Consider the following 20,142-nt stretch of genomic DNA (forward strand, 5'->3'; position numbering starts at 1 on the left):
AGTCTTAATGACGTCATGGACGGTGCACGATGACGCACCCCGTCGTCATGCAACCAGGCATGGAAGTCGGTCACCGGAGCGGAGCGGACAATGAAGACCGGGCCACGGCATTGAGGATTCTCGCGTCGCCGCCGCTGCCCTATACTCCGCCGCCCCGGCGCTGGCCGAGCGGTGGGGCAAAGTGCGCGCAGGCTTGACCCAAGGGCGCCGTTCGCCCACATCAGCCGCGGAAACGCGGTTCGGAACAACAGGAACGGGGACAAGATGCCGATGAGGACGACGCTTCGGTTCGGGGCGCTTCGGTTCGCGGCGCTTCGGTTTGCGGGGGCGGCGTGCGTGGCCGGGCTTTTGGGGATCGGCGTTCCAGGCACCGGTCTGGTGCCCGCCCCCGCCGCGGCAGCCCTGCCCGCCGGGGTCACCGGCGTGACGACCATCGCGCCGATGCTGGAGCAGGTGACCCCCGCCATCGTCAACATCGCCGTCCTGTCGCGGGCGCCGCAGGCCGAGAACCCGCTGCTGCGCGATCCCTTCTTCCGTCGCTTCTTCAACGTTCCCGAGCAGCAGGCCCGCCCCCAGGTCAGCGCCGGGTCGGGAGTCATCGTGGACGCGCGGCGCGGCTACGTCATCACCAACGCCCATGTGGTGGAAAACGCGCAGGAGATCGCCGTCACCCTGAAGGACCGCCGCCGCCTGCGCGCCAAGCTGGTCGGGCGGGACGCGGCGACCGACATCGCGCTGCTGAAGATCGAGGCGGAGAAGCTGACCGCCCTGTCCTGGGGCGATTCGGACCAGTTGAAGGTCGGCGACTTCCTGGTCGCCATCGGCAACCCCTTCGGGCTGGGCCAGACGGTGACCTCCGGCATCGTCTCGGCGCTCGGCCGCAGCGGTCTGAAGATCGAGGGGTACGAGGACTTCATCCAGACCGATGCTTCCATCAACCCCGGCAATTCCGGCGGCGCGCTGGTGAACTTCAACGGGGAGCTGGTCGGCATCAACACCGCGATCATCGGCCCGGCGGGCGGGTCGGTCGGCATCGGCTTCGCCGTCCCGGTCAGCATCGTCCGCTCGGTGATGGAGCAGCTGGTCGAGTACGGCGAGGTGCGGCGCGGCCGGCTGGGGGTCTCCATCCAGGACCTGACCCCCGATCTGGCGGACAGCATGAACCTGACCGGGGACGCCGGGGCGGTCATCGCCCAGGTGGAGCGCGGGTCCGCCGCCGACCGCGCCGGGTTTCGCAGCGGCGACGTGGTGACCGCGGTGAACGGGCGACCGGTGCGCAGCGCCACCGACTTCCGCAACCGCATGGGTCTGGTGCGGGCCGGCACGCCGCTTCAGGTGACCGTCCTGCGCGGCGGCAGCGAACGGGTGCTGAACGTCCGCACGGGGAACTAGACCCGGCGGACCGGATCGGGATAACCATGGTCTGATGATCGGCCGCCCCTCCCCTCCCCGCCGGCAGGCCCCGCCCGCCCCCATGGTCAGCGCGGCCCAGCGCCAGCGCGAGGTCGCCCGCATGCTGATGCGGCTCGACGACATGCTGAAGACCTGCGCGGATCTGGCGGCGGCGGCGCGGGAGCGCGTGTCGGTCGGCGGGATGGGCCGCTACCGCAAATTCTCCCGCAAGGTGCGCGACTTCTTCTCGCTGGCCGCGGTGACCCAGGAACGGCTGGACGCCGCCCCGTCGGAGATGGAGGAGCTGATCGGCCCGATGACCACCGCGCTGGAGCGTCTGCACGCCCGCATGGTGATCCTGTTCGTGGAGGAGAGCCTCGGCTTCTTCAACACCTTCGCGCGGGTCAAGGCGCTGCCCATCGGCACCCACGAGACGGTGGGGGTGGAGTTCCGCGCACTGATGGAGATCCGCAAGTTCCTCGACGACCCGCTCTATGAGGGGGAGCGCGGGCAGGGCCTGCGCAAGCAGACGGACCGCGTCGCCGTCCTGATGCGCGCGGTGATGGACCGCTGCCCGCCCCTGCCCGACTTCGGCGACGAGCCGAGCATCGGGCCGCGCGGAACGGTGAACAAGCCGCTGCGCCCGCCCCGCGCCGCGCCCCCCACCGCCGCGCGCCGGGCGGCGGAGCCGCGCCCGCTGCCCCAGCCCAATTCCCAACGGCCCGATCCCCGGCTGGAGGTTCGCCAGCTGTCCCTGGACGACGAGGACTGATAATCAGCCTTCCGCCGGCGACGACTGGTGGTGGTGGCTGTGCGCGTCCACGCCGCGCAGATGCTCGGCGGCCTCGTGCAGAGCGCGCTCGCTGGCGCTGTCGGGGGTCTGCAGCCCAGCCTCCGGACCGGGGACGGCATCCTCCTCGGCGATCTCGCGGGCGGCCTGCTGCCAATGCGCGATGTGGCGCCCCTCGGGACGGCCCTCACGCTCCCAGATGGCATGGGCACGCTCGCGGACGCGGGGGTCGTCGGGGCCGGTGTGATGCTCCATGGCGCTGTCCTTCCTGTGCGGTCTGGTCTCAGGACCGTCAACAGGTGGAGTGGCACGGTGTGCCGTCCTGCTACAGCCAATAGAGCGGGCTGACCCCGAACAGCCAGGGATGCACCGCGATCATCGCGGCGTAGGCGGCCAGCGCGCCCAGGATACGGCCCCAGCCGATCTCTCCGGGTCGGAAGCTCTGGCGTCCGGCCAGGATCGCGGCGAAGGGCAGCGCGGAGGTCTCCGCGCGGTAGTCCCGTCCGGCAGCACCACGCCGCAGCAGCCAGTCGTTCTTGACCATGGCGAACAGGGCGATGGCCGCCATCGCGACGAACAGCACGACCCGCCGCCCGTCCCCGGTGGCTTGCAGATGCAGCAGCGCCCACAGCAGCAGCCCCATGCTGCCGGGAAAGCGGGTGATCCGGTAGATGCCCCGCGGCGGGTTGGGGGCGTCGGGCTCGCCGGCCTTGCTGGTGACGCGGGCGGCGATCAGCAGGAAGGACAGCGGCATCAGCGCGACGACCAGCGGCGCCGCCCAGCCGGCGGGAACGAACAGCGGCTCGCCGCCCCCGGCCTCGCGGTAGGCCCAGACGAACAGGCCGAGCGCCAGCAGCGAGCCCAACGAATGCAGGGCGACGAACCCACCCCGCCCCATCCGGGCGATCAGCCACGGCCGCACCCCCGGCCAGGACGGCACGGCGTGGGTGGCGAACAGGAACAGGGCGGCGAGGAGAAGGTCGGTGGTCATGGGGACGGAGAAGACACTGATTTGCCCGACGGAGTCTTGATGAACGTCAAGCATGCGGCGCTGTAAGCAAACCGCATCCGAGTGTGGCGCAGGCCACAGCGGGGATGGGCGGCGGGGCGTACTGTCCGGTCATCGAACAGGCCGGGCTCCGACGCAGACGGAACCGGCAGACACCCCCCAGAAGCCAACTCCCCCAGACACCGGAAGGAAACCACACCATGCGCCACACCACCCTGATCGCCGCCGCCGCCGTCCTGCTCTGCTCCGCCCCGGCCTTCGCCGGCGACCTGATGACCGGCGGCATCCCGCTGGGCAACGCCAGCAACCTGGGCGTCATCTCCAACACCGCCGCGGGCATCCAGAACAAGGCGCAGCAGCAGGTGATGGGCGTTCAAGCCGGCGGCGGGCTGGCCGGTCCCTTCGGCACCGCCTCCAACCTGGGCAACGTCTCCAACCTCGCCGCCGGAGTCGGCAACAAGGCCAAGCAGCAGGTCTTCGGCCTGCAGACCGGTGGCGGGATGGGCGGCGGGGTGAAGGCGCCCTTCGCTCTGGGCGGCTTCAACAGCAACGCCGGCACCGTCAGCAACAGCGCGGTCGGCATCGGCAACACCGCCCAGCAGCAGGTCAAGGCCATGCAGTTCGGCGCGCCGGGTGCCCTGTTCAACCAGAACCTCGGCACCGTCTCCAACCTCGCCGCCGGCATCGGCAACAAGGCCCAGCAGCAGGTCACCGGCATCCAGAAGTAAACCCCTCCCCATCCATCCTCCCATCCAGGCAGACCTTGCGGCCGGGGCGCTCCCCCGGCCGTCTTTGTGCGCGCAAGCGGGCGGTTTCCCGGTGCGGATGTGCCGAGAAGGAACCTTCCACCCGGCGGCGCGTTGGAGCGGCGTTCACTCTCCCGCGGCCGTGCGCCGCGGTCATTCGGGAAGCCGCAGCATGAACCGCAACAGCACTTCGACATTCGGATGGCCCAGGGTGGGATGGAGGGCCGCCGTCATCCTGTCGGCGTCGGTCGGTCTGGCCGCCTGCGCCGGCAGCGTGCCGCCGCCCACCGCCCAGCTCGGCGCGTCGGCGCAGGCCATCCAGCAGGCCGAACGGGCCGGCGCCCTCCAGCATGCCCCCGCGGAGTTCCAGTCCGCCCGCGAGAAGCTGGCCGCCGCCGACGCCGCGATGCGCGAGGACGAGCGGACCAAGGCCCGCCGCCTCGCCGAGCAGGCGCAGGCCGACGCCGAACTCGCCACCGTGCGCTCGCAGCGCGCGACGGCGCAGCAGGCCGCCAGCGCGGTGCGCACGCTCGCCAACCCCAATGCCGGCCTGCCCAACGCCGGTATGCCGGGCGCTGCGGGCCGGGCGCCCGCCGCGTCCGCCGCCGCTCCCCTGGCCCCGTCGGGCATGAGCGGGACCTCGACCTGGGATTCCCCGCGCACGCTGGAGGGCACGCCGTGATGCACGCCGCAAACGAGAAGACCCGCAAGGTGAGGAAAAGCCTGGCCCTGGCCTCGCTCGGCGTCGTCGCCCTGTCGCTCGGCGCCTGCGCCACCCCGGACGACACGCCGGCCCTGGCCCAGGCGCGCCTGTCCTATTCCGGCGCCGCCGCCAACCCGCAGCTGGCGAGCAACGCCACGCTGGAGCTGCGCCGCGCCGAAGAGGCGCTGCAGCGCGGCGAGCGGGCGCGCAGCGACGGCAACACGGCGGAGATGGACCATCAGGCCTATCTCGCCAACCGGCAGATCCAGATCGCCCAGGACGTGGCAGCGATGAAGGGCGCGCAGCAGGTCGTCGCCAACGCCGAGACCTACCGCCTCCAGGACCAGATCCGCGCCCTTCAGGCGGAGCGGACGGAGCGCGGTCTGGTGATGTCGCTGGGCGACGTGCTGTTCGCCACCGGCAGCGCCCGCCTGACTCCGGGCGCCGACGCGCGTCTGAGCGAACTCGCCAACTTCCTCCAGCGCAATCCGGAACGGACCGTGCGGATCGAGGGCTACACCGACACCACCGGTTCGTCGGCCACCAACCTGCGCCTGTCCGAGGAGCGGGCCATGGCGGTGCGCGATGCGTTGACCGCGCGCGGCGTCAACCCCAGCCGCATCACCGCCCAGGGATTGGGGTCGGCCCAGCCGGTCGCCTCCAACAGCACGGAGTCGGGACGCCAGCAGAACCGCCGTGTGGACATCGTGATCTCCGAGCCGGGCTCGGTGGCGGAAACGCGCTCCTGACGGGCTGTGCTGCCATTTGACGCAGACCGTGCATGATCAAGAACGGGCGGGCCGGAAACGGCTCGCCCGCGTCGATTCCGGCCCGATTCCAGGCCGTTTTTCCCGAACTGATTTGCCCGTTCCGCACCGCCATTGCGGCCGAGCCTCGGCCTTCCGAGAAAAATTGTCTCGAATGCAAGGCAAACTCAATCTTTCTTTACCTTTTATGGTGTGTGGTTTTACCATGCGCGAACACAAAGGACTGAAGCGTCCTTTTGATTGCGCGAGGATTCGGAATGACCACTGGACAGGGTGACGAGGGGGCGATGCTCAGCAAGGGATTCCTGAAGGCGCAGGCTTTGCTTCTTCTCATCATCGGCGTTCCGGTGATCCTGGTGGTGGTCCTCCTCAACCCGCTGTGGAACGCCACGCTGCACCGTTTCGGCGTGCCGGAGGGACCGGCGGCGGCGCTCGGCATGATCGTCACCATCATGGTGGTGATGGTCGTCCAGTATTGGGTTCTGGAAACGCGGCGGACCATGGTCACGTCGCTGTTCAACTTCATCCCGCACGAACATCTGACCTTCGACGGCGAGACGCTGACGACGGACGAGGCCAACCGCCTGTTCGTCACCCTGCACCGGGATTTGGAGGTCTGGCGGCGCCTGCTGCGCGACAACGGCATGGACGGCCCGCTGGACGAGTTCGGCAGCCTGTGCGCCGCCCGGCTGGCCTTCGCGCGACGCCCCCAAGGCATCCCGCCGGAGACGGAGCGCGCCATCGCCGAGGTGCCGCAGGCGGTCGAACTGGCCAAGGCCCGCGTCGGCGCGGCGCTCGACCAGGCGGAGCGGGAGGTGCAGGCCCTGCGCGGCCGCCTGTCCGACACGCAGGACGCGGTGGCCGCTCTGGTCGGCTTCATCCGCGACAGCGGGATGCAGGTCGCCGGCCGCCACGACGACGCCCAGCGCTGCGCCACGGAGAACCGGGAGCTTCTCGCCAGCCTTCAGGAGCATCTGGACCGCCGCCGGGCGGAGGCGACCTCCGACCTGACGCGGTTCGAGCAGATCGTCGCTGAGTCCCGCGCGCTGGAGGATTCGGTCAACGCCATCACCCGCATCATGTCCGCCACCAACATGCTGGCGCTGAACGCCGCCATCGAGGCGACGCGGGCCGGAGAGTACGGCCACGGTTTCCGCGTGGTGGCGAACGAGGTGCGCGATCTGGCCCGCCAGTCGAACGAGGCCATCCAGGTGATCCAGAAGGGCATCGACCGCATGCAGCAGGCGATCGCCCAGCAGATCGCCGGGCAGGATGCCCAGGCCAAGGTGGCCGCCGAGCACGCGCTGCTGTCCGATCTGGCCGACCGCCTGCAAAGCCTCAGCACTGGCCAGCAGGACGTCGCCGGGCACGAGCGGCACTTGATGGGCGAACTGGACCGGCTGGGCGATTCCTTGTCCGACGCCCTGGCCGGTTTCGCCGGCGACCTGCGCGTGCCCGAGGGGCTGCGCCGGGAGCTGGACGCGATCAGCGGCGGGCTGGCGCGGCTGAACGTTCTGGAGCAGGACCTGCGCGGCCTGTCCGGCATCCGTAAGCGCGCCGCCTGACGGCGGGAGGCGGCAAACCGCTCAGCGATCGCCGCGCTCGGTCTCGACAATGGCCTGTGCAACGGCGTAGACCCCGGCGATCGCCCCGGCGGTGAACAGGGCCGCACCCACCGCGCGTGTCAGGGAGCGGGCCGGCGCGGGGGCCGGGGGCATGCGCTTCCACACCGCCCAGGCTTCCTCGGGACGATCGGGATCGGCGATGCGCAAGGCGGCGAAGGCCTGCTCGGTCAGGCCGGGGTCGGTGTCGGGCAGCGGCGCCAACCGGCGCCCCGACGGCTTGTTCAACCGGTCGATGGCGGCCACCAGACTGCCCGTGGCGCGGACGGCGGCGGTCAGGTCCGACGGATCCACGCCCATATGCTCGGCCAGCAGACGGTTGCGCACCGCGCCGATGGCGTTGGCGGTGCTGCGGTCCCCCGGCGGGGCCTCCACCGCCAGGTCGCATTCCGTGTCGTAGCCCATGGAACGGTTGTTCAGATTGCTCGACCCGATGCGCAGCAGCCGGTCGTCCACCACCATCAGCTTGGAATGCACGACGATGCCGTTGCCGCCCTCGGTCAGCGGGGTCATGGCGCGCAGCCGTCCATGGCGGTCGGCGGCGCGCAGTTCCTGAAGCACCACGCCGCGCGGCGTGTCCATGGCCATGCGGTCGAACCAGCTCGGGCTTTCCATGGGGACGACGACCACCACCTCCGGCCCGTCCGGCTCGCGCAGCCGCCGGGCCAGCGCCTCGGCCACCCGGAAGGAGGCGAAATACTGGTTCTCCAGATAGATGCTGCGCCGCGCCCCGGCGATGGCGGCGAAGGTCAGCGCCTCGTTCTCGCGGACCGGACGGCCGACCAGACAGTCGGGAAGCGTGCGGGCTATGCCCACCACCGCGTCGGTGATCAGCGGGTGCAGCCCCTCCGGCCAGGGATCGGCGCCCCCATCCGAAACAACGTCCGGCGGCGGAGGCGGCAGCGCCTGCCCCGTGGCGTGGCTCCAGCGCTCGCGCGCCATCACACCCAGCGCGCGGGCGGCGGGGCCGTCCACCGCCATCATGACGTCGTGGCGCGGCGCGTGAAGCTCCCCGGTCGGCCAGCGGCGGCGCGGGTCGTTGTCGCGATGCTCCGGCGTGTCCCAACGGTCGCCGGCGAGGTCGATGCCGCCGCAGAAGGCCAGCGCGTCGTCGACCACCACCAGCTTCTGGTGCTGCGCCGCGCCCACCGGCAGGGCGTCGTCCAGTTCCAGCGTCAGCCGCGGGCCGGTGCGCCGGTTCAGCCGCTCCAGCGGACCGTGCGGGTGCTCCAGCGAGATCGGGAACGGCATGTCCCACTTCAGCGCGTGGATCCGCAGCGACGGGCGGTGATGGATCAGGCGGGCGAGGAAGTCGCCCAGCGTTTCCGGGTCGTGGGGATCGAGGCGCATCCGCGGATCGATGTCCCAGCCGAGCAGGATCACCGACCGCCGCGCCCGCAGCAGGGCGGCGCGCACCGCCGCGAAGAAGGCGGCGCCATCGACCAGCACGGCCACCCGGTCCGCGCGTTCGGCCCGCCAGCAGGTGGCGCCGGGGCGCAGGATGGGCCGCGCCCCGGCAAGGTCCGCCGCATCCCGATGATCGCTCATTCCTGCCTCGACGTGCCGTAACGGTGCTTGCGTCAACCTTTCCGGCGGCGGCCTGTTCCGCGGGCCGCCCGGCTGCTCCGGAATCGCCCGGCGGCCGCTTCCGGATGGTGGCGGACGGAAAGCCCGGACGATGTGCGATTCGCCAAAAGATTGGGCCAAAGGATCGGATGACTGTCCGGTTTTTCCGAAACGATGCGCCCAGCCTCCTGTTGGGGATGGGCGAATGGGGGACGGGCGCGCCGCAGGGCGCCGGGCCGCAGGGCGCCGGACTGAATCCCCGCCCGAACCCCCGCCAGGAGGGCGCCCGGCCAAAGGGCGCCATCACCAGATGGAGAGATGAGGATGCGTACCCTGTTGATCGCCGCCGCTTCGGCGCTCGCCCTGATGGCCGGCTCCGCCGTCGCCCAATCGGGCGGCACCGCCGTGAGCCCGACCGTTCCCAGCACCACCACATCGCCGTCCACCGGCCTGAGCACCTCCGGTCCGGGCTCCACACCGGGCAGCGTCACCTCGCCGGGCACCGCCGGCTCGTCCGGCACCATGAACACAATGCCGGGGAACAACACGATGCCCGGTTCGTCGGGCAGCACCATGGGCAATGGCTCCATGGGCAGCGGCTCGTCGGGCGGCACCTGGCAGGGCCAGACCACCGCACCGTCGGGTATGGGCAGCGCCACCAGCAGCAACCCGGCTCGCGACAACCAGACCGCGACCGGCACCCATTGCCCGCCGGGCACCCCGAACTGCGGCCCGGACGGCAGCAAGTAACCGCCTTCAATTAATCGCCTTCAAGGTTTGCAGCGAAGGGCGCGCCGGGACCTCCMGGCSGCCCTCGCGGCTGTCCACCCGGATGCTGCCGCGCAGGCGGGTGGTCACGATGTTGTAGACGATGTGCAGGCCGAGCCCGCTGCCCCCCTCGCCGCGCCGCGTCGTGAAGAAGGGGTCGAAGACACGCCCCAGATGGGCGGCGGGAATGCCGCAACCGTCGTCGCAGAAGCGCAGTTCGACCTCCTGCGGGTTGGGGCGGGTCACGGCGATGGTCAGCGTGCCCGCCCGTCCGTCCGGATAGGCGTGAATCACCGCGTTCATGGTCAAGTTGGTCAAGACCTGGAACAGCGCGCCGGGATAGCTGTCCACCCACAGCCCCGCCGGACAGTCCACCACCACCCGGTGGGGGGTCTGCTTCAGCCGCGGGCGCAGGCTGGTCAGCACGTCGTCCAGATAGGCGGCCAGATCGACGCGGCGCCGCTCCTCGCTGGTCTGGTCCACGGCGGTCTGCTTGAAGCTCTGGATCAGCTCGGCGGCGCGGTTCAGGTTGCTTTCGATCAGCCGGCAGGCCTCCCCCGCGGTGGTCAGATAACCGGTGAAGTCGGCGCGGCGCAGCGTGTTGGCCTCGACCCCGCGGACCACCTTGCGGGTCTGGTCGGCCAGGTGGGTGATGCCGGTCAGGGCGATGCCCACCGGCGTGTTCACCTCGTGCGCCACCCCCGCCACCATCCCGCCGAGCGAGGCCATCTTCTCCGCCTGGATCAGGTGGGTCTGGGTGTCGCGCAGATCGGCCAGGGCGCCTTCGGCGCGCTGCTTGGCGGCCTCCGTCTCCTCCTCCGACCGCTTGCGCAGGGTGATGTCGTTGACGGCGATGAGGATGGCCGGCTCGTCCACGTCGCGGATCTCCACGGCGGAGATCATCGCCCAGAAGGGCCGGCCCCCGGCGGTGCGCATCTCCATCTCCAGGTCGCTCGCCGCCCCCTGCACGGCCACCAGGCGGGACAGCCGGACAGCGTCGGACGGGTGGACGAAGAAGCGCGCGTTGCGCGTCAGCGTCAGGCGCGGCCCCTCGGTCCCGAACAGCGCCTCGGCCTGCGGGTTGGCGAACAGGACGGCATCGTCCGACCGACGGGCGATCACGATGGGAAAGGGCGAGGCCGCCAGGATCGCGCGCATCCGCTCCTCCCCCGCCTTCAGCGCCTCGGCGTAGGCGTGGGTTTCCACCAGCGCCGTTCCGAACCGCTCCACGCTGGTGGAGATGGCATGAAGCTCCGCGAACAGGGCGGGTGGCAGGCGGACGGTCCGGCGTTCCCGCTGCACCATGGCCAAGGCTTGCGAGGCCCGGCGGATCGGGCGGACCACATGGACGCGCAGCAGCACGTAGAGCACCGTCTGCACCGCCGAGGCGACGCCCAGCCCAACCAGCACGATCCACAGGCCGCTGCGGGCCTGATCGGTCAAGGTTTCGGCAATGCGCCGCGTGTTGGTCGCGGCGGCGTCGGTCAGGCTGCCGCTGAGGTCGTTCAGCACGCCGTGGGCGATTTCCGTCTCCAGCCCCATCAGCCCCGCTTCGGACAGAATGGACCGGCGCAGGGTGAACAGTTCGCCCAGCCCGTCCAGGTCGCGCGCGGTGCGGGCCAGCGGCGCCCGCTCCCCCGCCTCCAGAGGGATCAGCGCGTTCACCACCGCGGCGGCGTGCTCGTGGAAGCGGGCGACCTCACCGGCGAGCTGCTCCGTGTCCGCCGCGATCATCCCCGCGGCCAGCGCCTCCAGCGCGCGGTGGTAGGGCTCCTGCACCGCCAGGGGCGCGCCGGAGCGCAGCAGGCTCAGAAAGGCTTCGTCCCCCCTGCGCTGCAGGGCGACGGCCTGCGCCGCCATGGCGTCGATGGCGTCGGCCCGCTCCGCGGTGCGGCGCACCGCCTGGATGGCTTGTTCGAGCCGTTGCAGCAGCTCCGGGGCCGCCGCGTCCGCCGCGAAGCGCTGCGACACGCCCTCCACCTCGGCCAGGGCGCCGGCGCGCTCCTCCGGCGAGCGGGAGCGCAGGACGGCCTCGGCGAGCTGGCCCATGCGGGCGGCGAAGACGGCGTATTGGTGCTGGCGGGTGATCTGGGGGACGATGGCGCGGTCCGCCTCTTCCGCAAGGTCGAGCACCCGGACGAAGGCACCGCCCACCCCGAGGGTCAGCCCGGCCATCAGAAACGCCGTGGCCAGCGCGGTGAGCATCGTCACCGTGTGCAGCCGAAGCCGCCGGCCCGCCTGTTTCTCCGTCACGCCCTTGCCCCTCCGCCGTTGCGGCGGCCCGATCGCCAAACCCGATCATTGGGCCCGATCGTTAGGATAGCCACTTCCGCGCGCGAGGGAAATGGTGGCACACCGAACAGTTAAGGGGGCAGCGCGATCAGGGGATCGGCTACAGGGTGGCGGCGTCCTCCAGGCTGGCGGCTCCGGCGGCGGTGGCGGCCAGGGTGCGGAACAGCGCCTGCTGGCGCGGGTCGGCGACCAGATATTCGGGATGCCACTGCACGCCGATCAGGAAGGGGTGGTGGACCGCCTCGATCCCCTGGACGATCCCCACCGTCTCGCGCGCCACCACGCGCAGGCCGTCGCCCAGCCGGTCCACCGCCTGATGATGCAGCGCGTTCACCCGGCATTCGGCAATGCCCAGGATGCGGTAGAGATGGCTGCGCGGGTCGATGCGGATGCGCTTGCGCGGCAGGACGGTGCGCAGGCGCGGCGCCTCCTCGTACACTTCGTGGATGTCGGTGAGCAGCGAGCCGCCGCGGTGCACGTTGATCATCTGCGAGCCCCGGCAAATCCCCAGAACGGGAAGCCGCCGCGCCGCCGCGCCGTCCAGCGCGCACAGCTCCAGCCGGTCGCGCTCCGGGTCGATGCGCATCTTCGGGCGCGCGCTCTCGCCGTAGAGGGCGGAGTCGATGTCGTCGCCGCCGCCGACCACCAGACCGTCCAGCCGCTCGATGGGAAAGGGGTCGCGCGCCGTGATGCGCACCGCCCGCGCCCCGGCGCGGCGCAGCGCCAGGCGGTTCGCCCACCAGGCGATGCGGCTGCCGTGCACCGACGCGGTGACTCCGATCAGGGGGCGTCCCCCTGCGATGAAGGCGGCCATCCCGGTCCCCGTCAGATGGCGAGCCGCCGGCCCGCCTCGGCGGCCCAGCCGTCCAGCGCCTTGCGGGCGGCGAAGGCGCGGAAGTCCTCCCCCAACGCGTCGAGCCGGTCGCGGTCCGCCGCCAGCTCCTCCACCGCCACCCAGCGGTTCCAGTCCTGGGCCAGACTCCAATCCGGATCGCCCAGCCGGGCGTTCGGCAGGCGGTAATGGAAGGTCGGGCGGGGCCGCACATGCGGGTCGCTCAGCGTGGCCGCCATGGTCTCCGGGGCGAGATGGGCGAACAGAGGGAACAGGTCCAGCTCGCGATTGCGGGTCGGGTTGGCCTCCAGATAACCACCGATCAGGCCGTCGAGATCCGGACGGTAGGCGGGGTCGACGACCTTCACCGCGTAATCCACCGGGAAGGCGGCGATGAAGCCGGTCAGGCGCCGGGTCGGGTCCACGCGGATCTCGCGGCGCAGCCACGGGGCCAGCAGCAGGAAGGCCTTGAGATGGTCCAGCACATACTCCCCGTCGGTGCGCGCCACCTGCGGGTTCAGGTGCAGGCCGAAGGCGAACAGCGGGCTGGCGTCCGTGCCGGCCGCACCCTGGGCGCTCAGAGCGGCGAAGAGGGGCTCCAGCTCGGCAAGTCGGGCGATGGGAATGGGCGGGGCGGCGATCTCGAAGGGCATGACGAGGCTGCCGATGTTTCCCCACCAGGGCCGCAGCGCCTCCACCGCGCCGTCCACCGCCTTGCCTACCGCCTTCTTGAGCGCTCCGGGTTCATCCTCCTGCGCCTTGCCGGCCTCCATCTTTTCGGGATGCGCGGAGCGCATGTCCAGTTCCACCGAGAAGTCGCCCAGCCGCGTGCCGGTCACCCGGCAGCGGTGCGGGCTTTCCGGTTGCAGCGCGCCGCCGTAAAGGCGGTGCACCACCGCGGCCGCGGAGGGGGCGTCGAGGTTGGCGAATTCGACCTCCACGCCGACCGTGCGCGGGGCGCCGTCCGTCGTGGTGGAATGGGGGGGCGTGCGGAATGCAATGTCCATGGCGCCCGTTCAACACGGCGCACGGCCGGCGGTTCCCAGCCACCCCGGCCATTACCCCGGCCACCGCCCCGGCCACCGTCCGGTTCAGCCGTGATCGTCGCCCGCCGGCGCCCGCGGCAGATAGAGCGTCACGGTGGTGCCGGCCCCGACGGTGCTGGTCACCGTGACCGTCCCGCCCGACTGCCGGGCGTAGCCGAAGACCTGACTGAGCCCCAGCCCGGTCCCCTTCCCCTCCGGCTTGGTGGTGAAGAAAGGTTCGAAGATCTGGCGCTGATGCTCCGGCGAGATGCCGGTCCCGGTGTCGCGGACGGCCAGCGCCACGAAATCGCCAGCCAGTCCGGTGTCGTCGCCCCGCCGGCCCGGCAGGCCGCGGTTTTCCGCCATGATGGTGAGCGTCCCGCCGTCCGGCATGGCGTCGCGCGCGTTCACCGCCAGATTGAGCAGAGCCACCTCCATGGCGTCCGGATCGGCCAGGATGGGCCAGAGATTGTCCGGAACGATCAGTGCGGTGTCCACCGCGCTGCCGGCGGAGCGCGCCAGCAGGGCCTCCAGCGACTCCTTGCGGTCCTGGAGACGGAAGGGCACCGGCTCGTAGACGCTGCGGCGGCCGAAGGCGGCCATCTGCCGCATCAGCGACTGCCCGCGCGCCACCGCACCCTCGATCTCGGGCAGCACGCGGGTGATGCGCGCCGGATCGTTGGGACGGCTGCGGATGACGGCGATGCCGCTCATCACGACGGTCAGCAGATTGGCGATGTCGTGGGCGACGCCGCCGGTCATGCGGCCCAGGGCCTCCAGCCGCAGGCTTTCCTCCCGTGCCGCCTCCTGACGGCGACGCAGCCGCAATTCGCGGGCGAAAAGCCACAGGAAGGCGCCGGCCATGGTCAGGCTGGCCAGCGCCCCCGCGCCGGCCAACCACAACGCGTTGGAGACCGGCGCCCGATAGGCGTCCCGCGGGATGGCGAAATGGACCGACCATCCATAGTCGGGCAGCTTGCGGAAGGCGACCACCGTCGGCGTGCCTTCCAGGCTCATCCCGTCATAGACGCCGCTGCCGGCGGCGCGGCGGGCGCGGAGCGCGTTTTCGCTGGCCTGGCGCCCAATCATGTCCGGCTCACCGCCGGCCCGTGCCACCACACGTCCTTCGGCATCGATGACCGCGGCGATCCAGCCCGGCGGCAGGCTGTTGCCGAACAGCAGGCTCTGGAAGCCCTCCGGCATCACCACCGCCGACAGAACGGCGACCGGCGCGCCGTTGCGCGTCACCGGAACGCGGATGGGGAAGGCGTGGCTGCCGCGCGGGCCGCGCAGGATCGTGCCGACCACCGGCTTTCCCGTCTCCACCACCCGCCGGTGGCTGTCCAGGTCCAGCACCTTGCCCCTGACGCCGCCCACCAGGAAGGGAGCGTCGACCAGCCGGTTTCCCTGGACATCGCTGAGGACGATGGTCGTCCACAGCGGAAGCGCGCCCTGCACCCGTTCGGCGTATTCGAAGAAGGCAACGGCATCGACCTCACCGCCCACCGCCAGCCCGTCCAGCTGGGGCGACGCCGCCATCGCCTTCAGCGCGTCCATCTGCGCGGACAGTTCGCGGTTCACCAGGGCGGACAGCCGGTCCACCAGCGCAATGGCGTTGGCCTCCATCGCGCTCTGCTGCCCCCGCAGCCAGGCACCGCCGAGAACCGCGGACAGGACCACCAGCGGCAGCAGTGCGGCCAGCAGCAGAAGAACCAGCGGACGATGATGGGACTTCGACGGCAAGCGGGTCTTCCGGAGCGGCGGGGTGTGCACTGTAGCACGCCCGTCCTCCGCTGGAAGCGGGTGATCCGATTCAGGATGTCATGCATCCCGCATTTACCACGGGTTGCAGAAGAGGGGCCCAACCACCCATCCATCGAAAGGGGCGATGATTACCTCTTTCGACAAGAGAGAATGCAAAATTTTAAGAGAAACTCAAAAGTAAATCTATGACACACCCCTCCATCTACCCCTTTATTTCCAGCAAAGTTCCGGCAAGCTGCCGGTCTTCAAGAAAATAAACCCGAGGCATTAACTGCGATTTAACCATGCAAAGGTTATTCGGAACACAGGCGAAACGATAGCGGACTTTTGGTTCCGGCCGCTTTCCCGCCCGATGGGAGCCTGTGACACGATGACCTTGCTGGCCCGCCTTTTCCTGCTGGTGCTTCTGGCCGTCCTGCCGGCCCTGGGCATCCAAGCCTACAGCGTGTTCCAGTTCCGTGCGGAACGCGCCGAGGAAGTCGCGACCCAGGCCGAGCGGCTGCTGCATCTGGTCGAAGGGGAGCAGGCGCGAATCGTCGACGGCGCGCGGCTGATGGTCACCTCCATCGCGGAATCGGCCACCCTGCGGTCCGGCGACTACGCCCAATGCCAGGCCCATCTGATCCGGCTGGCGCAACGCGCCCCCGAGTACCGCAACCTGTCCGTCCTGGACCGCGACGGCACCGTTCTGTGCCGCGCCGCGCCCGACGGCGCCCCCGCCGCGACCGGCCTTCCCAACGCCCAGCGTCCCTACGTCCGCCGCGCGCTGGAGGAAGGCCGCTTCATCGTCGGCGAATGGACGCCCCCCGGTCCGGCGGCGGAGCCCGGCACCGCCATGCTGCCCTTCGCGGTTCCCTTCCGCGACGAGGCCGGCGCGGTCGCCGGGGTGGTGACGCTCGGCCTCGACCTGCCCTGGCTGGCCACCAACTTCGCGGCGCGCCCGCTGCCCGAGAACGCCAGCCTGCTGGTCACCGACCGCAACGGCACCATCCTGGTCAAGCTGCCCAACGGCATCGCCCAGCGCGGCGAGCGCGTGCCGCAACCCTATCTGAACCTGCTGGGCGAAAAACGCGGCGGCGTCACCACCCTGCCGGGGATGGACGGGGTGGCGCGGGTGCTCGCCTATTCGCCGTCCCGCCAGGGCACGCGCGACCTGTTCATCAGCGTCGGGCTCGACCACACGGCCGTGGCCGGCACCATCGACCGCGCCACCCGCCAGGGCCTGCTGATGACGCTGACCGGGCTGCTGGTCGCCATTCTGGCCGCCTGGATCGGCGGCACCCTGTTCATCCGCCGCCCGGTCGAGGCGCTGATCCGCGCCACCCAGGGGTGGAGCGCCGGCAATTCCAGCGCGCGGGCCGGTCTGGTGGACCGCAAGTCGGAGATCGGCCAGCTCGGCCGCGCCTTCGACGCCATGGCCGAAACGCTGGAAGCCCGCGAGCGAGCCCTCCGCGGTTCGGAGGAGCATCTGCGCGCCGTGCTGGACGCCCTGCCGACCTTCGTCGGCGTGCTGAGCCCGGCCGGCGACGTGCTTCAGGTCAACCAGACCGCCGTCCAGGCGTCCGGCCTGCCGGTCGAGCAGATCGTCGGCCACCCCTTCCACGAGGCCTGCCGGCGCGCCTTCACTGGCGCCGCGGGCGAGCGCCTGCGCACGGCGGTGGAGCGCGCGGCCCACGGCGACTCCGCGCGCTTCGACGCGCCGGTGCGCATCGCCGGGGACCGTTCGGCGATCATGGAGGTCCGGGTCACCCCGATGCGCGGCACCGATGGCGGGATCACCCATCTGATCGTCTCGGGCATCGACATCACCGAGCGCAAGTCCACCGAGGAGGCGCTGCGCGTCGCCAACGAGCGTTTCCGCACGGCGCTGCGCAACTCCGGCGTCGTGGTGTTCAACCAGGATTGCGCCCTGCGCTACACCTGGATGCACAACCCGGCGCTCGGCTTCACGGCGGAGCATGTCGTGGGCAAGACCGATGCCGAGGTGTTCGAGGACGCCGGCGACGCCGAGGCCCTGACCGCCATCAAGCGCCGCGCGCTGGAGACCGGCGAGGGCGTGCGCGAGGAGGTCCGTATCCGCCAGGCCGGGCAGGACCATTTCTACGACATGACCATCGACCCGCTGCGCGGGCCGGACGGCGCGCTGGCCGGCATCACCTGCGCCGCCGTCGACGTGACCGGCCGCAAGCAGGCCGAGGCCGACCTGCGCCGCGCGCGGGAGGCGGCAGAGCACGCCGCCGCCGGAAAGTCCAAGTTCCTGGCCGTCGCCAGCCACGACCTGCGCCAGCCCGTGCAGTCGCTCTACCTCTTCGCCGCCGCTTTGGGCGACCGCCTGCAGGGCCACCCCAGCCTGCCGCTGCTCGACAACATGCGCCAGGCGCTGGACACGCTGAAGGGTCTGCTGGACGGGCTGCTCGACATGTCGCGGCTGGACTCCGGCAAGATCGCCGCCACCCCGGCGGAGGTCCGGCTGGGCCAGGTCCTGGGTCGGCTGGTCGCCGAATACGCGCCGCGCGCCGCCCAGAAGGGGCTGGAACTGCGCGCCGTCCCGACGCGGGCCTGGGTGCGCACCGACCCGGCGCATCTGGAACGCATCCTGCGCAACCTGATCGAGAACGCGCTGCGCTACACCCGCCAGGGCCGCATCCTGATCGGCTGCCGCCGCAGCGGCCCCGACCGGCTGCGCGTCGAGGTGTGGGACAGCGGCGTCGGCATCCCCGCCGACCGGCTGGAGGACATCTTCGAGGAGTTCACCCAGATCCAGGGCAGCGGCGACCGCGGGCTGGGCCTCGGCCTCGCCATCGTCAAGCGCCTGTCGAAGCTGCTGGACCACCGCGTGCGCGTGCGCTCGAAGGAGGGCATCGGCTCCGTCTTCTCGGTGGAGATGCCGCGCGTCGTCGTGGAGAGGCCCCGCGCCGCCGTCCCTCCGCCCGCCATGGACCTGTTCCGGCAGGCCGCCAACGACTGCGCGACCAAGGGCATGGTGCTGGTCATCGACGACGAGGCGATCATCCTGCTCGGCCTGAAGGCGATGCTGGAGGGCTGGGGCTACAGCGTGCTGACCGCGCGGTCGGGCGATCAGGCGCTGGAACGGCTGCGCGCCGACGGTCGGCGTCCGCAGATCGTGCTGGCCGACTATCAACTCCAGCAGGGGCGGACCGGGCCGGAAGCCCTGGCCGCGGTGCAGGGTCTGGTCGGCAAGGACGTGCCGGGCATCATCCTGACCGGCGACACCGCCCCGGAACGGCTGGACGAGGCCCGTCGCAACGGCTTCAGCATCCTGCACAAGCCGGTCTTCCCCAACGACCTGCGCAAGATGATGGCGAACGCCGGGGCGGCGTAAACGGCGGAAGAGCGCGCGGCGGCGTCAGCGCCGCCGGACGATCCTCCGCCACAGCGGCACCGGGTGCTCCTCCGCGGCCTTCTCGGCCAGCCACTGGTCGGCCAGTTCGCGCACCTGCCAGCCGCCCAGGTAACGGTCGCAGTCGATGGCGCTGTACAGCCGAACCTTGTCCCGGCCGAGTCGTTCGAAATAGTCCAGCGTCCGCTGGCGGTCCATCGCGTTCATCGGCGGGTTCATCGGGTCCATGGAGCGCATCCTGTCCGGCCTCCCCTCTGTGGTGCCCAAAAGAACGGCATACACCCGTCGCGGTTTGTTCAGTTGGTATATGGATTGGGCACGCAAGCATCCCAATAAGCCTTTGGTTGCAAGGGTTTCCATTCGCACCATCCGACGAAGGTCAGGTCTGAGGCCGAGGTGGTGCCCATCCCTTCCCACCCACCCCGCGGGCGTGCACAATGCGGCACACGGATGCGTGGGCGGCGGGGCGCCGCCCGGCGCGATCAAAAGACACCTTCAGAACCGGGAGCGGGGGATCATGAGGAAGACGTCGTGGATGGCCGGAGCCCTGGCGGCGGCCGTCGCCGGGCTCTGCGCGGTTTCGGCCTCGGCGCAGACCAAGGTGACCGTGGCGATGAGCGGCTGGACCGGCTTCGCGCCGATCACGCTGGCCAAGGAAACCGGCATCTTCAAGAAGAACGGCATCGAGGTCGAGATCAAGAAGATGCCGACCTCCAACCGCCACCAGGCGATGGCGGCCGGCGAGGTGCAGGCGATCACCACCACGGTGGACACGCACCTGCTCTACGCCTCCTCCGGCGTGGACGTGACGCAGGTGCTGGTGCTCGACAGCTCGCACGGCGGCGACGGCATCGTCGTGCGCGACGCGGTCAACAGCCTCGCCGACCTGAAGGGCAAGCAGGTGGCCGTGCAGTATGGCGGCGTGCCGCAGTTCTGGCTGGCCTATGTGCTGAAGAAGAACGGGTTGTCGATCGGCGAGGTGCAGACTGTCAACCTCCAGCCGTCCGACGCCGCCAACGCCTTCGTCGCCGGCCAGTTCGACGCCGCCGTGACCTACGAGCCGTACCTGTCCAAGGTGCGCGAGGCCAACGGCAAGATCATCGTCACGTCGGACCAGACGCCGGGCGTCATCATCGACACGCTGGCCTTCCAGCCCGACTACATCCAGAAGAACCCGAAGGTCGTGAAGGCCTTCGTCGACAGCTGGTTCGAGGCGCTGGACGTGATCAAGCAGGACGAAAAGAAGGCCTTCGAGATCATGGCCCGCGACGTCAACCAGACGCCGGAACAGTTCGCCAGCTCCGCCAAGACCGTGCTCTGGTACGACAAGGCCGGCAACGTCGAGTATCTGACCAAGACCATGCCGACCTTCATCAAGGAGGTCCAGGACGTGATGCTGGAGGCCAAGCTGATCCGCAAGGCCCCGCCGAGCCTGGACAGCATGACCGACGCGTCCTTCGTGAAGTAAGACGGTACGTTTCTGCTGCCGTTGCCCCCTCCCTAGC

Annotated in this window: 17 protein-coding genes; 9 read left to right on the top strand and 8 right to left on the bottom strand. The window is 70.6% G+C overall.

The window, feature by feature from the left end; translation table 11 throughout:
- The first annotated feature begins 336 nt into the window (after positions 1-336).
- Positions 337-1,392: a Do family serine endopeptidase gene (locus AC1DVI_RS09870; RefSeq protein WP_476957814.1), complete on the top strand. Its 1,056-nt coding sequence runs from the start codon at positions 337-339 to the stop codon at positions 1,390-1,392.
- Between the two features lie 34 nt (positions 1,393-1,426).
- Positions 1,427-2,164 (top strand): hypothetical protein, encoded by a 738-nt coding sequence (locus AC1DVI_RS09875; protein ID WP_476957815.1) that lies wholly within the window; start codon positions 1,427-1,429, stop codon positions 2,162-2,164.
- Between the two features lie 3 nt (positions 2,165-2,167).
- Here the strand turns inward: AC1DVI_RS09875 and AC1DVI_RS09880 are convergent, their stop codons facing one another.
- Together AC1DVI_RS09880 and AC1DVI_RS09885 are read right to left on the bottom strand one after the other, a co-directional pair.
- Positions 2,168-2,437 (bottom strand): DUF2934 domain-containing protein, encoded by a 270-nt coding sequence (locus AC1DVI_RS09880; protein WP_476957816.1) that lies wholly within the window; start codon positions 2,435-2,437, stop codon positions 2,168-2,170.
- A 70-nt stretch (positions 2,438-2,507) separates the two neighbouring features.
- Entirely contained in the window at positions 2,508-3,173 is a 666-nt protein-coding gene (locus AC1DVI_RS09885) for an NnrU family protein (protein WP_476957817.1), read from the bottom strand.
- Positions 3,174-3,391: 218 nt separating this feature from the next.
- On the opposite strand from AC1DVI_RS09885, the gene AC1DVI_RS09890 reads away from it, so the two are divergent.
- From AC1DVI_RS09890 to AC1DVI_RS09905, 4 genes are all read left to right on the top strand, one after another.
- Positions 3,392-3,919, top strand: a complete 528-nt coding sequence (locus tag AC1DVI_RS09890; protein WP_476957818.1) for a hypothetical protein — start codon at positions 3,392-3,394, stop codon at positions 3,917-3,919.
- A gap of 229 nt (positions 3,920-4,148) precedes the next feature.
- Entirely contained in the window at positions 4,149-4,619 is a 471-nt protein-coding gene (locus tag AC1DVI_RS09895) for a DUF4398 domain-containing protein (RefSeq protein ID WP_476957819.1), read from the top strand.
- A complete protein-coding gene (locus tag AC1DVI_RS09900; protein WP_476957848.1) occupies positions 4,619-5,389 on the top strand; it encodes an OmpA family protein in 771 nt (256 codons plus the stop codon). Before AC1DVI_RS09895 ends, AC1DVI_RS09900 begins: the two co-directional genes overlap by 1 nt.
- Positions 5,390-5,664: 275 nt before the next feature.
- Entirely contained in the window at positions 5,665-6,972 is a 1,308-nt protein-coding gene (locus AC1DVI_RS09905) for a methyl-accepting chemotaxis protein (RefSeq protein ID WP_476957820.1), read from the top strand.
- Positions 6,973-6,993: 21 nt separating this feature from the next.
- Here the strand turns inward: AC1DVI_RS09905 and AC1DVI_RS09910 are convergent, their stop codons facing one another.
- Positions 6,994-8,577: a phospholipase D-like domain-containing protein gene (locus AC1DVI_RS09910; protein ID WP_476957821.1), complete on the bottom strand. Its 1,584-nt coding sequence runs from the start codon at positions 8,575-8,577 to the stop codon at positions 6,994-6,996.
- 342 nt (positions 8,578-8,919) lie between these two features.
- Here AC1DVI_RS09910 and AC1DVI_RS09915 point away from each other — a divergent pair, with 342 nt between their 5' ends.
- Positions 8,920-9,345, top strand: a complete 426-nt coding sequence (locus tag AC1DVI_RS09915) for a hypothetical protein (RefSeq protein ID WP_476957822.1) — start codon at positions 8,920-8,922, stop codon at positions 9,343-9,345.
- 6 nt (positions 9,346-9,351) lie between these two features.
- Here AC1DVI_RS09915 and AC1DVI_RS09920 read toward each other — a convergent pair whose 3' ends face one another.
- The 4 genes from AC1DVI_RS09920 to AC1DVI_RS09935 form a co-directional block, all read right to left on the bottom strand.
- Entirely contained in the window at positions 9,352-11,616 is a 2,265-nt protein-coding gene (locus tag AC1DVI_RS09920) for an ATP-binding protein (protein WP_476957823.1), read from the bottom strand.
- A gap of 139 nt (positions 11,617-11,755) precedes the next feature.
- Entirely contained in the window at positions 11,756-12,469 is a 714-nt protein-coding gene (locus AC1DVI_RS09925; RefSeq protein ID WP_149164453.1) for a gamma-glutamyl-gamma-aminobutyrate hydrolase family protein, read from the bottom strand.
- 11 nt (positions 12,470-12,480) lie between these two features.
- On the bottom strand, positions 12,481-13,494 hold the full coding sequence (locus AC1DVI_RS09930; protein WP_476957824.1) for an amidoligase family protein: 1,014 nt from the start codon (positions 13,492-13,494) through the stop codon (positions 12,481-12,483).
- Positions 13,495-13,578: 84 nt separating this feature from the next.
- Entirely contained in the window at positions 13,579-15,255 is a 1,677-nt protein-coding gene (locus tag AC1DVI_RS09935) for a sensor histidine kinase (protein ID WP_149164455.1), read from the bottom strand.
- A gap of 391 nt (positions 15,256-15,646) precedes the next feature.
- Between AC1DVI_RS09935 and AC1DVI_RS09940 the strand changes: the two genes are divergently transcribed.
- The gene (locus AC1DVI_RS09940) at positions 15,647-18,619 is read left to right on the top strand and encodes a PAS domain-containing protein (RefSeq protein WP_476957825.1); all 2,973 of its coding nucleotides are present in this window, start codon (positions 15,647-15,649) and stop codon (positions 18,617-18,619) included.
- A 24-nt stretch (positions 18,620-18,643) separates the two neighbouring features.
- On the opposite strand, the gene AC1DVI_RS09945 is transcribed toward AC1DVI_RS09940, so the two are convergent.
- Complete coding sequence (locus tag AC1DVI_RS09945; RefSeq protein ID WP_476957826.1) at positions 18,644-18,865, bottom strand: hypothetical protein; 222 nt, start codon at positions 18,863-18,865, stop codon at positions 18,644-18,646.
- 289 nt (positions 18,866-19,154) lie between these two features.
- On the opposite strand from AC1DVI_RS09945, the gene AC1DVI_RS09950 reads away from it, so the two are divergent.
- Positions 19,155-20,105 carry an ABC transporter substrate-binding protein gene (locus tag AC1DVI_RS09950; protein WP_476957827.1) on the top strand — a complete coding sequence of 317 codons (951 nt, stop codon included), beginning with the start codon at positions 19,155-19,157 and terminating at the stop codon, positions 20,103-20,105.
- The last annotated feature ends 37 nt before the right edge of the window (positions 20,106-20,142 follow it).

Source organism: Azospirillum sp. P4_B5 (genome assembly GCF_056402275.1).

Excerpts from the sequence above, each read along its gene's own strand:
- AC1DVI_RS09875 (WP_476957815.1), top strand. The coding sequence starts at position 1,427 with ATGATCGGCCGCCCCTCCCCTCCCCGCCGGCAGGCCCCGCCCGCCCCC.
- AC1DVI_RS09880 (WP_476957816.1), bottom strand. The coding sequence starts at position 2,437 with ATGGAGCATCACACCGGCCCCGACGACCCCCGCGTCCGCGAGCGTGCC.
- AC1DVI_RS09885 (WP_476957817.1), bottom strand. The coding sequence starts at position 3,173 with ATGACCACCGACCTTCTCCTCGCCGCCCTGTTCCTGTTCGCCACCCAC.
- AC1DVI_RS09890 (WP_476957818.1), top strand. The coding sequence starts at position 3,392 with ATGCGCCACACCACCCTGATCGCCGCCGCCGCCGTCCTGCTCTGCTCC.
- AC1DVI_RS09900 (WP_476957848.1), top strand. The coding sequence starts at position 4,619 with ATGCACGCCGCAAACGAGAAGACCCGCAAGGTGAGGAAAAGCCTGGCC.
- AC1DVI_RS09905 (WP_476957820.1), top strand. The coding sequence starts at position 5,665 with ATGACCACTGGACAGGGTGACGAGGGGGCGATGCTCAGCAAGGGATTC.
- AC1DVI_RS09910 (WP_476957821.1), bottom strand. The coding sequence starts at position 8,577 with ATGAGCGATCATCGGGATGCGGCGGACCTTGCCGGGGCGCGGCCCATC.
- AC1DVI_RS09915 (WP_476957822.1), top strand. The coding sequence starts at position 8,920 with ATGCGTACCCTGTTGATCGCCGCCGCTTCGGCGCTCGCCCTGATGGCC.
- AC1DVI_RS09925 (WP_149164453.1), bottom strand. The coding sequence starts at position 12,469 with ATGGCCGCCTTCATCGCAGGGGGACGCCCCCTGATCGGAGTCACCGCG.
- AC1DVI_RS09930 (WP_476957824.1), bottom strand. The coding sequence starts at position 13,494 with ATGGACATTGCATTCCGCACGCCCCCCCATTCCACCACGACGGACGGC.
- AC1DVI_RS09940 (WP_476957825.1), top strand. The coding sequence starts at position 15,647 with ATGACCTTGCTGGCCCGCCTTTTCCTGCTGGTGCTTCTGGCCGTCCTG.
- AC1DVI_RS09945 (WP_476957826.1), bottom strand. The coding sequence starts at position 18,865 with ATGGACCCGATGAACCCGCCGATGAACGCGATGGACCGCCAGCGGACG.
- AC1DVI_RS09950 (WP_476957827.1), top strand. The coding sequence starts at position 19,155 with ATGAGGAAGACGTCGTGGATGGCCGGAGCCCTGGCGGCGGCCGTCGCC.